General features: G+C 70.6%; 14 protein-coding genes. 12 read left to right on the top strand and 2 right to left on the bottom strand.

Annotated features, from left to right (window positions below; translation table 11 throughout):
* Positions 1–438: 438 nt before the first annotated feature.
* A complete protein-coding gene (locus tag VEA98_RS01415) occupies positions 439–2598 on the top strand; it encodes a malate synthase G (protein WP_324810445.1) in 2160 nt (719 codons plus the stop codon).
* Positions 2599–2678: 80 nt separating this feature from the next.
* Here VEA98_RS01415 and VEA98_RS01410 read toward each other — a convergent pair whose 3' ends face one another.
* Entirely contained in the window at positions 2679–4049 is a 1371-nt protein-coding gene (locus VEA98_RS01410; RefSeq protein ID WP_324810405.1) for an HlyD family type I secretion periplasmic adaptor subunit, read from the bottom strand.
* A complete protein-coding gene (locus tag VEA98_RS01405; protein ID WP_324810401.1) occupies positions 4046–5848 on the bottom strand; it encodes a type I secretion system permease/ATPase in 1803 nt (600 codons plus the stop codon). The genes VEA98_RS01410 and VEA98_RS01405 overlap by 4 nt, the downstream gene beginning before the upstream one ends.
* Positions 5849–6064: 216 nt before the next feature.
* Here VEA98_RS01405 and VEA98_RS01400 point away from each other — a divergent pair, with 216 nt between their 5' ends.
* The 11 genes from VEA98_RS01400 to VEA98_RS01350 all read left to right on the top strand — a co-directional run bounded on the left by VEA98_RS01400 (position 6065) and on the right by VEA98_RS01350 (position 14640).
* Positions 6065–6394 carry a PadR family transcriptional regulator gene (locus tag VEA98_RS01400; RefSeq protein WP_324810443.1) on the top strand — a complete coding sequence of 110 codons (330 nt, stop codon included), beginning with the start codon at positions 6065–6067 and terminating at the stop codon, positions 6392–6394.
* A 23-nt stretch (positions 6395–6417) separates the two neighbouring features.
* Complete coding sequence (locus VEA98_RS01395; protein WP_324810399.1) at positions 6418–7533, top strand: HAAS signaling domain-containing protein; 1116 nt, start codon at positions 6418–6420, stop codon at positions 7531–7533.
* A gap of 58 nt (positions 7534–7591) precedes the next feature.
* Positions 7592–8695: a bifunctional transcriptional activator/DNA repair enzyme AdaA gene (locus VEA98_RS01390; RefSeq protein ID WP_324810396.1), complete on the top strand. Its 1104-nt coding sequence runs from the start codon at positions 7592–7594 to the stop codon at positions 8693–8695.
* The gene (locus VEA98_RS01385; protein WP_324810395.1) at positions 8676–9200 is read left to right on the top strand and encodes a methylated-DNA--[protein]-cysteine S-methyltransferase; all 525 of its coding nucleotides are present in this window, start codon (positions 8676–8678) and stop codon (positions 9198–9200) included. Before VEA98_RS01390 ends, VEA98_RS01385 begins: the two co-directional genes overlap by 20 nt.
* Positions 9201–9371: 171 nt before the next feature.
* Complete coding sequence (gene nadA, locus VEA98_RS01380; RefSeq protein WP_414642125.1) at positions 9372–10451, top strand: quinolinate synthase NadA; 1080 nt, start codon at positions 9372–9374, stop codon at positions 10449–10451.
* Positions 10452–10652: a hypothetical protein gene (locus VEA98_RS01375; protein WP_324810392.1), complete on the top strand. Its 201-nt coding sequence runs from the start codon at positions 10452–10454 to the stop codon at positions 10650–10652.
* A gap of 115 nt (positions 10653–10767) precedes the next feature.
* Positions 10768–11619: a metalloprotease gene (locus VEA98_RS01370; RefSeq protein ID WP_324810389.1), complete on the top strand. Its 852-nt coding sequence runs from the start codon at positions 10768–10770 to the stop codon at positions 11617–11619.
* Complete coding sequence (locus VEA98_RS01365; RefSeq protein WP_324810387.1) at positions 11616–13118, top strand: L-aspartate oxidase; 1503 nt, start codon at positions 11616–11618, stop codon at positions 13116–13118. Before VEA98_RS01370 ends, VEA98_RS01365 begins: the two co-directional genes overlap by 4 nt.
* An 11-nt stretch (positions 13119–13129) precedes the next feature.
* Positions 13130–13987 carry a carboxylating nicotinate-nucleotide diphosphorylase gene (gene nadC / locus VEA98_RS01360; RefSeq protein ID WP_324810386.1) on the top strand — a complete coding sequence of 286 codons (858 nt, stop codon included), beginning with the start codon at positions 13130–13132 and terminating at the stop codon, positions 13985–13987.
* Between the two features lie 68 nt (positions 13988–14055).
* On the top strand, positions 14056–14265 hold the full coding sequence (locus VEA98_RS01355; RefSeq protein ID WP_324810384.1) for a hypothetical protein: 210 nt from the start codon (positions 14056–14058) through the stop codon (positions 14263–14265).
* Positions 14266–14412: 147 nt separating this feature from the next.
* Positions 14413–14640: a hypothetical protein gene (locus VEA98_RS01350; RefSeq protein ID WP_324810383.1), complete on the top strand. Its 228-nt coding sequence runs from the start codon at positions 14413–14415 to the stop codon at positions 14638–14640.
* Position 14641 lies beyond the last annotated feature (1 nt).

The following is a 14641-nucleotide window of genomic DNA, read 5'->3' as shown; positions in this document are numbered from 1 at the left end:
TTCCCCGTTCGCCTTGCGAGGGGGCGGCCTCCCGGAAGCCCCTGACGCTCTGCTGACAATCCGCGGACCCATAGTCGGGTTCAGCGGAAAACATCGCGCGTTTCCAGCGCCATAGCCGTTTCTGGAGCGCGTCTCCTGCGCACACCGCCGGGCAGGCGTATAATGGTCCTTCGTCCGCTTCAGGTCTTTGACAACCGAACCGCCCGCTCCGCCGCCCCAGGCGAAAGGCGGCCTCAGCGGACTGAGTGCACTCATTGCACTCATTGCACTCAGTGCACTCTACGGACGCTTCGCACTCTACGGACGCTTCGCACTCTGCGGACGCATTTTTTTAAGGCCCGGGCTCCAGAGGCGACCTCGATGCGGCGCAGCAAAAACGCCCTCGACTTCCGCAGGGTCATCACGGAATGTTACAGCCCCGTCCAGATGGAGACCCTCATGCCGACCACGCCGCGCGCCGGACTGCAGGTCTCCCAGGGTCTCGCCGACTTCATCGAGGCGGAGGTGCTTCCCGGCCTCGCCCTCGACGCCGACGCGTTCTGGACCGGCGCCGCCCACATCTTCGCCCGCTTCACCCCGGAGAACCGGCGCCTGCTCGCGGTCCGCGACGATCTCCAGGCGCGCATCGACGCCTGGCACGCCGACCGCCGCGGCCGGCCCTATGACGTCGCCGCGGCCGCCGCCTTCCTGCGCGAGAACGGCTATCTCGCCCCTGAGCCCGCCCCCTTCTGCATCGGCACGACCGGCGTCGATCCCGAGGTGGCGGTCCTCGCCGGCCCGCAGCTGGTGGTGCCCAGTCTCAACGCCCGCTTCGTGCTCAACGCCGCCAACGCCCGCTGGGGCAGTCTCTACGACGCCCTCTACGGCGCCGACGCCCTCGGCGACCTTCCGGCCGGCGGCGGCTATGACCCCGAGCGCGGCGCCCGCGTCGTGGCCCGCGCCCGGGCCTTCCTTGACGAGGCCGTGCCGCTGGCCGAGGGCTCCTGGGCCGATCTGGGCGATCCTTCGGGCGGCATCGCCCTCCGCGACCCCGCCCAGTACGTCGGCCGAAGCGATCGCGGCCGGTTGTTCCGCCACCACGGCCTGCACATCGAGGTGGTCTTCGACCCCGACCAGCCGATCGGCCGCACCGACCCGGCGGGCATCGCCGACGTGGTGCTCGAGGCCGCCCTGTCGACCATCGTCGACCTCGAGGACTCCGTCGCCGCCGTCGACGCCGCTGACAAGGTCGCCGCCTACCGCAACTGGCTCGGCCTGATGAAGGGCGACCTGGCCGAGACCTTCGACAAGGCCGGCCAACGCCTGACCCGCACCCTCGCCCCCGACCGCACGATCACCGCCCCCGACGGCTCGACCGTGACCCTGCCCGGCCGCGCCCTGCTGTTCGTCCGCAACGTCGGCCACCTGATGACCACCCCGGCCGTCCGCCTGCCGGACGGCTCGGAAGCGCCCGAAGGCGTTCTCGACGCCATCGTCACCTCGCTGATCGCGGTGCACGACCTGAAAGGGCAGGGGCGGTTCACGAACAGCCGCGCCGGCTCCGTCTACATCGTCAAACCCAAGATGCACGGCCCCGACGAGTGCGCCTTCACCAACGCCCTGTTCGACGCCGTCGAGGACCTGCTCGCCCTGCCGCGCCACACCCTCAAGGTCGGCGTCATGGACGAGGAACGCCGCACCTCGGCCAACCTCGCGGCCTGCATCCACGCCGTTAAGGACCGCATCGTCTTCATCAACACCGGCTTCCTCGACCGCACCGGCGACGAGATCCACACGGCGATGCAGGCCGGGCCCGTGGTCCGCAAGGGCGACATCAAATCGTCGGAGTGGATCGCCGCCTACGAAGCCCGCAACGTCGCCATCGGCCTCGCCTGCGGCCTCTCCGGCAAGGCGCAGATCGGCAAGGGCATGTGGGCGGCCCCCGACCGCATGGCCGACATGCTCGAACAGAAGGCGGCCCACCCCAGGACCGGCGCCAACACCGCCTGGGTGCCGTCGCCCACCGCCGCCGTCCTCCACGCCCTCCACTACCACCAGACCGACGTCTTCGCCCTGAGGGACGCCATCGCCGCCGGCCCCGTGCCCGGCCTCGAACCCCTCCTGACCCCGCCGCTCGCCGCGGACGTGAGCTGGTCGGAGCAGGAAATAGCCGAGGAACTCGACAACAACGCCCAGGGCCTGCTCGGCTACGTCGTCCGCTGGATCGACCAGGGCGTCGGCTGCTCCAAGGTGCCCGACATCCACGACATCGGCCTGATGGAGGACCGCGCCACCTTGCGCATCTCCTCCCAGCACATGGCCAACTGGCTGCTGCACGGCGTCTGCACGCCCGAACAGGTCGACGCCGCCTTGCTGCGCATGGCCGCCAGGGTCGACGCCCAGAACGCCGCCGATCCCCTCTACCGCCCCATGGCGCCCGACCCGTCGGCCAGTCTCGCCTTCCAGGCCGCCCGCGCCCTGGTCTTCGACGGCGTCAACCAGCCCAACGGCTACACCGAGCCGCTGCTCCACCGGTTCAGGCAGGCGGTGAAGGTGAGAAAGAGGCAGCAGGCAACAGGCAGCAGGCAGCAGGAGGAAGGCGATCAGCGGGGCGGTTAGAAGAGGCCCGGCGGCAGGGCGTCAGGAGCCGCTCGCCCTGCTGCTTGCTGCCTGCTGCCTGTTGCCTGCTGCCTCGACCGCTACTGCTCGCTGCCCGACCGCCACAGATTGTTCGTCAGCGGCTCCAGCAGGTAGCTCAGCGCCGTCCGCTTCCTCAGCAGGATGATGACCTCCACCGGCGCGCCGGGCCGCAGCGTATTGGCCGCCCGGCCCAGCTTGGACATCTCGGCCGCCGGCACCACGATCTCGGCCCGGAAATAGCTGGCCCCCGTCTGCTCGATCGTGAAGCTGTCCGCCGAAATGCGGGTGACGCGCCCGTGGATGGTCGGCGGGTTGCGCTCGCGCAGTCCCGGGAACCGCACCTCGGTGGTCTGGCCGGCCCGCAGGTTGTCCACGTCGTTGGGGCTGATCTGCGCGACGATGATCTGCGACGCGTCATTGGGCACCACCTCCATCAGCGTCTGCCCCGGCTGGATCACCCCGCCCTGGGTGAAGATGGTCAGGCCGACGACCTGTCCGGACGCCGGCGCCCGGACCTCGCTGCGCGCGATCTGCGAGCGCAGCTCGGCCATGCGAGGGCGCAGTTCGTTCAGTTGCACGTCGATCTGGCGCAGCTGGTCGGCCACGTCCTCGTTCATCTCCGAGGACACGCCCGACATCTGCAGCCGGGTCTCGCCCACGGCCTCCCGCGATCGCGCGATCTGGGCCCGCAGGGAGCCGAGCTCCCCGTCGAGCTGCGCCGCCGTCCGCTCCAGCGCCCGCACCCGGGTCAACGGCGCATAGCCTTTCTCGGCCAGGCTTCGCATGCCGGCGAGCTCGTCCTGGATCAGCCGCTGCTGCTCGAGATTGGCCGCGATCTGCCGCTCATAGCCCTGGATCTGCTCGTTCAGCTGGGCGATCCGCTGGCTCAGCACCCCGGTCTCGGTCGACCGCCCGACCCGGCGCGCTCCGAACTGGAGTTGCTGGATGCGCAGCGACTCCAGCGCCAGCGCCGAATCCTCGGGCGGCAGGTTGGCGAACTCCGGCGGCGTGGGAATGGCGCGCAGGCCGTCCCGCTCGGCGATCAACCGGGCCCGTTGCGCGAGCAGGGCGAACACCTGGCTGGCCACGCCCCGCTCGGTCGCCCGCAGCTCGCCGCTGGACAGCGTCAGCAGGATCTGGCCGCGCTGGACCGTGTCGCCTTCCTTGACGTGCAGGGCGCTGACCACGCCGCCCTCGCGGTGCTGCACCGCCTGGCGGTTGCCCGACACGGCGATCTGCCCCTGGGCGTAGGCCCCGGCGTCCAGCGGCGCGAAGGCGGCCCAGCCCAGGAAGAGGCCGAAGAACAGCAGGATGATCACTCCGCCGACGATCAGTTCACGGCGCGGCGCGTCCGACGCCACGTCCGGGCCGGCGGGTGGGGACGGCGCGGGCGGCGTGCCGTCCGCGCCCGGAGCGGCGGCGTCGCTCATTGGGCCCGCCGCTGCGGCTGCGAGGGATCGGGCAGGCGCGTCACGTTCGCCGCAGGCTGGCCCCCTGCCGCCTGGCCGGGGCTCTTCGGCGTGGCGGCGCGCATCCGTTCGAGCACCTCCTCGCGCGGGCCCTCCATCTGAACCACGCCCTCGCGCATCATCATCAGCCTGTCGACCCGCGCCAGCACCCCGGCCCGGTGGGCGATGATGACGACGGAGGCGCCGCGGGCCGTCGCGCCGAGAATGGCCTGCATCAGGGCCGCCTCGCCCTCCTGGTCGAGGTTGGAGTTGGGCTCGTCCAGCACCAGCAGCACCGGGTCGCCGTACAGCGCCCGCGCCAGCGCCACACGCTGCGCCTGCCCCGCCGACAGGCCCTGTCCGAAGGGGCCCAGCTGCGTGTCGTATCCGTTCGGCAGGCGCAGGATCAGCTCATGAGCGCCCGCCGCCATCGCCGCCTTGACGGAGCCGCGGTCCGCGGTCTCCTGGTCCAGCCCGGCCGCGGTGGCGAAGCGCGAGATATTGTCCTTGATCGAGCCGGCGAACAGGCTCGGGACCTGCGGCAGATAGCCGATCCAGCGGGCCAGCTCGTCGCCTTCCCGAGCCTCGTACTCGGCCCCGTCCAGTCGCACGGTGCCGGCCTGCGGCTTCAGCGCCCCGGCGATGACCCGGGCCAGGGTGGTCTTGCCCGATCCGCTCGCGCCGATGACTCCCAGCGATTGCCCCGGCTGCAGGGTCAGGCTGACCGACCGCAGCTGCGGGCTTTCCGTGTCGGGGAATTTCACCGACACGCCCTCCACCTGCAGCTTGCCCTTGGGGTCGGGCAGGGTGGTGCGTTCCCGCTCCACCGCCGCCGTGCTGGCGAACAGGTCGGTCAGAGTCTTCCAGCTGGTCCCGGCCTGGACCAGCGTCGGCCAGACCCCGACCAGCAGTTCGATCGGCGCCACGGCCCGGCTCAGCAGCACCGAGGAGGCGATGATCGCGCCCGGCGAGATTTCGCCCTTCACCGCCAGCAGGCCGGCGAGGCCCAGCGAGGCGGACTGCATCGCCAGCCGCAGGAATTTGATCCCGCCGGAATATTTGCCGCCGGTCAGCTGGGCGTCGGCCTGCGCGGCTGTGGCGAGGCGGCGCTGCTCGATCTGCCGGGCGATCGACGACTGGCGCATGCCCAGCGCCCGCACCACCTCGGACTGTCCCGCGACGGCCTCCTGGGCCGAATAGGCGTGGTTCTGCGACTGGATAGCCTTGTTGAGCCGGGGCCGGGTGTCGCGCTCGTTCAGCCAGGCGAGGCTGAACAAGATCAGGCCGCCGATCAGGGTGAGCAGGCCGATGGCCGGGTGCAGCAGGAAACAGCAGATCAGGTAGATCGGCGTCCACGGCGCATCGAACAGCGCCAGCATGCCCTGGCCGCCGATGGCCCCGCGGACGTTATCGAACTCGCGCAGGGCCTGGGTGTTGGGCGACTTGGCCTGCAGGTCCATGACCCGCGCCAGCACCTTGCCGGACAACATCCGGTCGAGTCTCAGCCCCGCCCGCAGCATCAGCCGGCCGCGCAGCCAGTCCAGCCCCGCCAGCGCCGCCAGGGCGAAGACCGCAACGACGGTGATCAGCACCAGCGTCGTCAGCCCGCCCGTCGGCACGACGCGGTCGTAGACCTGCATCATGTACAGCGTCGGCGTCAGATAGAGCAGGTTCACCAGCGCCGAGAACACGGCCGCCCAGACGAAATGCGTCCGGCAGGCCTTCAGCGCCTCCGCCAGAGGCTCCGTGCCCGGTTTGCTGGGAAGCAGGTTTTTCAACACGGAGCGGGAGTTCCCTGACGCTTTGGGCGGCCACTCTAACCGCTTGGCGCGGCTACAGATAGACGATGGATATTGGGCCACAACCGGACAGGTCCATCCGGACGGAACGCTCGCGTGCAAGCCTCGATCCACGGGCGTCACGCCTCGCCCTTGACTCGGCCATATAGTATGTACCATACACTGTATGTCACACACTATGTGACGACGGGTGAGCAGATGGTCGTCGATCCGGAACTGTTCGAATCCATGCGTCTGGAGCTGCGGCGGGGGTCGCTTGTGCTGGCCGTCCTCGCCCGGCTTCGGGAGGAGCGCTACGGCTATACCCTGCGGCAGGCGCTGGCCTCCGACGGGCTCGAGATGGAGGAGAGCACCCTCTACCCGCTGCTGCGCCGGCTCGAGAGCCAGGGCCTGCTGACCAGCGAATGGCGCGAGGAGGAGAAGCGCAGGAAGCGCTTCTACCGGCTGTCGCCCATGGGCGAGGCGATGCTGTCGGCGCTGACCGACGAATGGCGGGGGATTTCGGCCTCGCTCGACAAGATTCTCTGAAACCGGGGGTGGGAGAAACCGCCATGGACCTGATCGACCGCTATTTGAACGCCGTCGCCGCCCAGCTGCCGCAGGACGAGCGCGCCGACATCGTCGCCGAACTGCGCGACCTGATCCTGAGCCGGTTCGAGGCGCGGGAGGAGGAGCTGGGCCGTCCTCTCACCGAGGACGAGCAGGAGGCCATCCTGCACGAGATCGGCCATCCGCTGGTCGTAGCGGCCCGCTATCGCAAAGGGCCGGACTCGCTCGTGGGGCCCGAGCTGTTCCCCTACTGGCTGTTCGCGGTGAAGGCGGGTCTGCTGCTGATGCTGGTGGTGCAGGCGGTGGTGCTGTTCATCAATCTGATCAGCGGCCCGGCCAACGCCGGCCAGTCGATCGCCCAGGCCTTCCACGGCTTCTTCGGCACGGGGCTGGCGCTGATCGGCGCGGCGACCCTCGCGGCGGCGATCTTCGAACACTACGGCGTGCGGCCGAAATGGCTGACCCACTGGCGGGTCAAGGATCTCGGCGCCTTCGAACTGGCCGACCCGGCGGCGTGGGGCGCCTCGGTGGGTACGTCGCCGCGGGTGAAACTGTGGGCGCCGAAGGTCGAGGTGAAGGCCTGGCCGGGCGGAGAATACCTGTTCTCGTTCCTCGCCACCGGACTGTTCGTGCTGTGGTGGGTCGGCGTCCTGCATTTCCCCGGCCTAGTGCACATCGAACTGAGGGGCATGGACGCGACGGTGTCGGGCGGGCCCATCTGGACCACGCTCTTCGGCGCCATCCTGTTCTACGCGGTGGCCCAGATGGCCATCGATCTGGCCAGCCTGGCCCGGCCGTACGCGGTGCGGATGCGCGCCGCGGCCCAGGTCGTCATCGCCGGCGCCGGCCTGTGGCTGACCTGGACCATCTTCGAGGCGGGCCACTGGTTCACCCTGACGCGCGACGGCGAGACGGCCCGGATCGCCGGCGACTGGTCCCTGCTCGATTTCGACCGGCTGCGCGCGATGGGCGACGGGGCGCGGGACCTGGCCGGCGTCGCCGGCAGCCTGTCGCTGGTCATGACCTGGGTGCTGGCGATCGTCGCCATCAGCCTGGTGTTCAAGATCGCCGCCAACCTTTGGCGGCTCGTCCAGCCAGAGGCGCGCCCGGCCGGTTGACCACGGCCGTGTCCGAAAACCGCGAGACTCCGGCGGCGGGAACGCCCATCTTGCGGCCATGGAAAACGCCCGCGAACTCGATCAGGAGGCCTGTTACCGCGCTGTGCTGACGCGGGACGCCCGGTTCGACGGCCGCTTCTTTGGCTGCGTCAAGACCACGGGCATCTACTGCCGGCCGGTCTGCCCGGCGCGGACGCCGAAGCGGGAGAACATGGTGTTCGTCGTTTCGGCGGCGGCGGCCGAGGAGGCGGGCTTCCGCGCCTGCTTGCGCTGCCGGCCGGAGACGGCGCCGGACATGGGCGCGTGGCGCGGCACCTCCAACACGGTCAGCCGGGCCTTGGCCCTGATCGAGGCCGGGGCACTGGACGAGGGCGACGTCGACGCCCTGGCCGGACGGCTGGGGGTGGGGGAGCGGCATCTGCGCCGCCTGTTCCGCCAGCATCTGGGCGCGGCCCCGGTCAGCGTCGCCCAGACGCGCCGCGTGCTGCTGGCCAAGGCCCTGATCCACCAGACCGACCTGTCGATGGCCCAAGTCGCGTTGGCCTCGGGCTTCGGCAGCGTGCGGCGGTTCAACGAGACCTTCCAGGCGCTGTACGAGCGTCCGCCCTCGGCGCTGCGTCGGCGCGGCGAGAAGGTTCACGAGGGCGGGGTGCGCCTCAGCCTGCCCTACCGACCGCCCTACGATTGGGATGCGATGTTCGCGGCGCTGGCCGTGCGGGGCGACGCGGTGGACGGCCGCAAATGGGCGCGGCTGCTGACCCGGCCCCGCGACGGGGCCGAGGGTTCCGTCACCGTCGAGCCCGCCGAGGCCGGGCGGGTCGCGGTCTGCGTCGAGATCGACGACCTGAAGGCGCTTCCCGGCGTGCTGGCGCGGGTGCGGCGCGTGTTCGACCTGTCGGCCGACCCGGAGGCTATCGGCCGCGACCTGGCGGCGGACCCGGCGCTGAAGCGGCTGGTCGCAGGACGGCCGGGCCTGCGATTGCCCGGCGCATGGGTCGACGAGGGCGCGGGGCCGGCCAACGACCGACTGGACGATGAGACGCTCGCCGCGCGCGCCGAAAGCTGGCGGCCGTGGCGGGCCTATGGTGCGCTGCACCTTGCGATGGCCGGGGTCACGGCCGCGGACCTGATGGAGACGACCGATGCGAAACACGCCGCCTGAAACCCTGACCCTCGATCACGTGGCGACGCCGGTCGGAGAGGTCCTGCTGGTGACCGACGCAGAGGGCGCCGTGCGGGCGCTCGACTTCGCCGACTACGAGGCGCGGATGATGCGGCTGCTGGGCCGCCACAGCCCCGGCTCCAGCCTGACGCCCGGGCGTGCGCCGGAGACCGTTCGCCGGGCGGTCGAGGCCTATTTCTCGGGTAACGTCCGGGCCCTCGACGGGCTGACGGTGAAGACCGGCGGCACGGAATTCCAGCGCACGGTCTGGGCGGCCCTGCGCGCCATTCCGCCGGGGGAAACGCGCAGCTATGGCCAGCTGGCGGCGGCGATCGGCTCGCCGAGAGCGGTGCGGGCGGCCGGACTTGCCAACGGGCAGAACCCGGTGGCCGTGATCGTGCCGTGTCACCGCGTGATCGGCGCCAACGGCACGCTGACGGGCTACGCCGGCGGTCTCGAGCGCAAGCGCTGGCTGCTGAATCACGAGGGGGCGGCGGTGGCCTGAGATCCTTCCCGTTGCGCGAGACGGGAGGGCGCCACCCCTTGCATTCCCTGTCCGGCGCCCTAGATTAGTCCTGCTTATGCTGAAAGTGAGCATAAGTCGGCGGCGGACCTTCGAGGCCACCGCCGTTCTTCGGACCCATGATTTGCTCAGTTCGAGCAAAAGGGGATGGAAATGGCCGACGGGGCGTTCGGGCTGAGCAAGGAACTGGAACTGGCCACTGCGCCGGTCTGGGCCAAGGTCCGCGATCATGTGACACCGCTGGAATGGCCGGCGCAGGCGGCGCTGATCCATGAGATCAACCGGCTGAAGCGCGAGCGCGACGCGGTGATCCTGGCGCACAACTACATGACGCCCGAAATCTTCCACGGGGTCGGCGACTATGTCGGCGACAGCCTCGGCCTGGCCAAGGAAGCGGCGAAGTCGAAGGCGAAGGTCATTGTCCAGGCCGGCGTGCATTTCATGGCCGAGACCTCGAAAATCCTGTCGCCCGAGAAGACGGTGCTGATCCCCGACCTGCGCGCCGGCTGCTCGCTTGCGGCGTCAATCACGGGCGCTGATGTCCGCCTGATCAAGCAGCGCTATCCGGGCCTGCCGGTGGTCACCTACGTCAACACCACCGCGGACGTGAAGGCCGAGACCGACATCTGCTGCACCAGCGCCAACGCCGTGCAGGTGGTGGAATGGGCGGCCCGGGAATGGGGCGTCGACCGGGTCATTCTGATCCCCGACGAATACCTGGCCCGCAACGTCGCGGCCCAGACGACGGTCGGCATCATCGCCTGGAAGGGCCGCTGCGAGGTGCACGAGCGCTTCACGGCGCAGGACATCGCCGACATGCGCGCGGCCTATCCGGGCGCCGAAATCCTCGCCCACCCGGAATGCCCGGAGGATGTGCTGGCGGCGTCGGACTTCGCCGGCTCGACGGCGGCGATGATCGACCACGTCACGGCTCGCAAGCCGAAACAGGTGGTGATGATCACCGAATGCTCCATGGCCTCGAACGTGGCCGGCGACGTGCCCGGGGTGCAGTTCATCGGGCCGTGCAACCTGTGCCCGCACATGAAGCGGATTACGCTGGAGAACATCCGCGACTGCCTGGTCCACATGCAGTTCGAGGTGACGGTGCCGGATGACATGGCCGAGCGCGCCCGACTCGCGGTTCAACGCATGATCGATCTGCCGCCCCCGGCGACCCCGGCGCGATACGATCTCGTAAAGGCGCGCCATCATGTGGCGGTGGAGTTGATCTGAGTGACTTGGGTAACGCGTACGCCGGTCGGTTTCCTGATCGTGATCTGGAAATCGAAGCGCCGGTGGTTGGGGTTTCAATGGGGCGGCGACATCCGCCGCGTGTATGAGGTGATGCTGCGGCGGGGCACACCGCGCAGCGAGATCGCCGCCGCCCTGGTCAGGGCCGCGCCAGCGGAAGCCAGGGCGCACAAACTGGACTGAGATCGATGCACTACGTTCCGCCTGTCCGCGCCGTCGCCACCGTCGATCGCAAGACGCTGCGGCTTCTCGCCGTCCTGGCCTTGTGGCTCAGGTCGGACAAGGCCACCTCACGGGCATGACCGAGACCAATGCCCCCCGTCCGCCTGGCCCTTGGGATCCGCGGCCTGAAGACGTCGCTCGGGATCGGGTGGTCGTCGAGCCGGCCCGTGCGGTCGAGCCGCCGCTCGACAAGGGGCAGTCCCCGCTGTGGGCGGTGGTCTCCACCCTGCTGCTCGGGGGCCTGATCTGGTACGTCACCGGCAGCCTGATCATGGCCGGCGCCCTGATCTGGGGCCTGTTCGTCCACGAATACGGGCATGTCCTGGCCATGAACCGCCTCGGCATGGGCCCTGCCCGGATCTACATCATCCCCTTCCTCGGCGGCGTGGCCAAGAGCCAGCGCCTGCCCCAGAGCGAATGGCACGGCGTGCTGGTGTCGCTGGCCGGCCCGGCCTTCGGGCTGCTGGCCGCCATCCCGTTCTTCGCCCTTTTCATCGGCACGGGGCAGGGGACATGGCTGCTCGGCTCCGCGGTCATCGCGGCCCTGAACCTGATCAACCTCGCGCCCGCGCCCCCGCTGGACGGCTCCAAGGCGCTCGGGCCGGTGTTGGCCCGCATCCACCCCATGCTTGAGCGGCTGGCGATGTTCGCCGTCGGAGCGCTGATCGTCTGGTGGGGCTTCGTGACCGGGCGATGGATTCTCGCCGCCTTCCTCGCCATCGCCCTGATCGGTCACCTCAAGCGCGGGACGTGGCGGCCGGACGGCCGGCGGCTGACTGTCCGCGAATCCGTATTCAGCGTTGGGCTTTTCCTTGTCACGACGGCGGCCTGCGCGGCGGTCGGCCTGGCGTCGCTGATGCCGATCGCCGAGGGGTCGCTGCCGCTGGCCCTGGACATCGGCGGCCGTTATCTGGGCGTCGGCCAGTGAACCGGATCGAGCATGACGGGCCGCTGATCGTCGGCGGCGGACTCGCCGGGCTTTCGGCGGCGCTTGCGGCCGGGCCGCGCAAGGTGCTGGTCATCACGCCGGCCCCCCTGTTGCAGGCCTGCTCCTCCGCCTGGGCGCAGGGCGGCGTGGCGGCGGCCCTGTCGGAGGGCGACGAACCCGCGCTCCACGCCGCCGACACGGTCGCGGCCGGCGCGGGCCTGGTCGAAGCCGAGGCGACGCGGCTGCTGACCGCCGACGGCCGTGCCACTGTGGAGTGGCTGGATTCCCTGGGCGCCCCGTTCGATCGCGACGCGGCGGGAGACTTCGCCGTCAGCCTTGAAGCCGCGCATTCGCGGGCGCGGGTGGCGCGGGTTGGCGGCGACGGCGCGGGCCGGGCCATCCTGTCCGCGCTGGTGGCGGCCGCCCGTGCCGCGCCGCATGTCGAAATCTGGGAGGACGGGCGGCTGCGTGGCCTGCTCCAGGACGATTGCGGCCGGGTCCGGGGCGCCCTGATTGAACGCGGTGATCGTCTGGTCGAGGTTCTCGCCCCGGCGGTGGTGCTGGCGACCGGCGGCGCAGGCGGCCTCTTTGCGGAGACCACGACGCCCGCCGCCCTGCTCGGCGAGGGAATGGCGCTGGCGTATCAGGCGGGCGCGGAAATACTCGACCCGGAATTCATCCAGTTCCATCCCACCGCCATCGACGTCGGCCTCGACCCCATGCCCCTGGCCACCGAGGCGCTGCGGGGCGAGGGGGCCCGGCTGATCGACGGCGAGGGCCGCTTTCTGCTCGGCGCGGCGGACGACGCCGACCTGCAGTCGCGCGACGTGGTGGCCCGGGCGGTTCATGCCGCGCGGGCGGATGGCCGGGGCGCCTACCTCGATGCCCGAACCGCCGTCGGCGCGGTTTTCCCCTACGAGTTTCCGGCGGTGTTCGCGGCGTGCATGCGGGCCGGGCTGGACCCGCGCGAGACGCCGATCCCCATCGCCGCGGCCGCTCACTACCACATGGGCGGGATCGCCGCCGGGCCCGACGGCCGCACCACGCTGGAAGGGTTGTTCGCCGTCGGCGAATGCGCCGCCACCGGCGTCCACGGGGCCAACCGGCTCGCCTCCAACTCCCTGCTCGAGGCCGCCGCCTTCGGACGCCGCACCGGCCGTGCGGCCGCCAGGGCGCAGGCGCCCGCCGGAAGAGTTCACCCGGCGCCCGCTTCGGTCGATCTGTCGGCGGCCGACCTGGCGCTCCTGCGGCGGACCATGAGCGCCGGGGCCGGCGTGGTGCGCGACGCCGCCGGCCTGAAACGCGCCCTGACCGTGCTGGATCGGCTGGACGCCCGCGCGCCGGATGCGTCGCCGCTGGTCACCGCCCGCCTGATCGTCGAGGCCGCCCTGGCGCGGCGCGAGAGCCGGGGCGGCCACTATCGCTCTGATTTCCCGGCCGCCGCCGCGCAGGCCGAGCACACGCGCCTTCGGGCCGCGACCCCGGTCCTGGCCGAATGAGCGGAGAGCGAATGATCCGGCGACTTCCCGACCTGCTGATCGAGCCGGTCGTCCGCATGGCCCTTGCGGAGGACCTCGGCCGGGCCGGCGATCTCACCGCCCAGGCCTGCATTCCCGAGGGCTCGCGAATGCGAGCCGTATTCGCCGCCCGCAAGCCGGGCGTGCTGGCGGGCGTCGACTGCGTCCGCCTCGCCCTGCTGGCGATGGATTCCGGAGCGACCGTCGCCGCGCGGTTGGGCGACGGCGACGCCTTCGAGGCCGACGCCGTTCTGGTCGAGGCCGAGGCGGACGCCCGCGCCTTCCTCGCCGCCGAGCGCACGGCGCTGAACCTGTTGGGCCGCCTGTGCGGCGTCGCCACCCTGACCCGCGCCTATGTGGACGCCGTCGCCGGCACGGGCGCGCGCATCGCCGACACCCGCAAGACCACGCCCGGCCTGCGAGCTCTGGAGAAGCACGCGGTGGTCTGCGGCGGCGGCGTAAATCACCGCTTCGGACTGGATGACGCCATCCTGATCAAGGACAACCACGTGGCCGTCTGCGGCGGGGTGGCCGAAGCGATCCGTCGCGCCCGCGCCGCGGCGGGTCACCTGGTCAGGATCGAAATCGAGGTCGACGGACTGGACCAGCTGGATGAGGCCCTCGCCGAGCGGCCGGACGTCGTCATGCTCGACAATTTCACGCCGGACATGCTGCGCGAGGCGGTGGCCAAGGCCGCGGGCTCGTCCTTCGGACGCCCCGTGCTCGAGGCCTCCGGCGGCGTCAGTCTGGAGACCGTGAGGGGTATCGCCAAGACCGGCGTGGACGTCATCTCGGTCGGCGCCCTGACCCATTCGGCGCCGTCACTGGATATCGGTCTCGACGCGTTATGAAAGCGCGGCCGTAAGGAACAGCCGCCGCCGGGTCTCGTTTCCTGAACACGCAGTTCAAGGAGCGAACCATGACCAAGGCCCCGAAAATTCCGAAGGAACAACGGAGCTTCGCCGGCGACAAGGCGGAGGTCTCGGGCGGCAAGGCCGATCGCCGGGACATGCGCACGGACGTGCGCGATGGCCAGCCGGGCGACGCCGGGATCAATACCGCCGAGCAGGGCCGGTTCGGCGACATCAAGCAGAATACGACCCATCAGGGCTACCAGCAGGACCGCTGACATGGCGCGGGATGGTGACTCAGCGGGAATGGAAACCGGCCGCCGCGAACCGGCCGCCGACGCTCGTGAACACGCGCCCGAGCCCTTGGTTTTCGGCCCCTTGCACGGCCGCTTGCTGAATCAGTGGAAGGTGGAGGAACGACGCGGATGAGCAACAACCAGCACACACCGGAACCCGTCGACGAGAAGCGCTGGGGCGGTCCCGGCTCCAGCCATCAGAACGCCAAACAGGAGCCGCCGGCGTTCGACGACCCGCGCGAAGGCGGGCCCACCAACCCTCGCAACAGCAAGGTTTCCGGCGGCGGCGGCGAACGGGATCTGAAGCACAGCCACGACGACGCGCACCGCTCGTCGAAGGGCGACCGGGACGCCTGAG

The organism is Brevundimonas sp. (genome assembly GCF_035627055.1).
GTDB lineage: Bacteria > Pseudomonadota > Alphaproteobacteria > Caulobacterales > Caulobacteraceae > Brevundimonas.
Note: the sequence above shows the minus strand (reverse complement) of the source record. Positions and strands in the feature narration are given on the sequence as shown.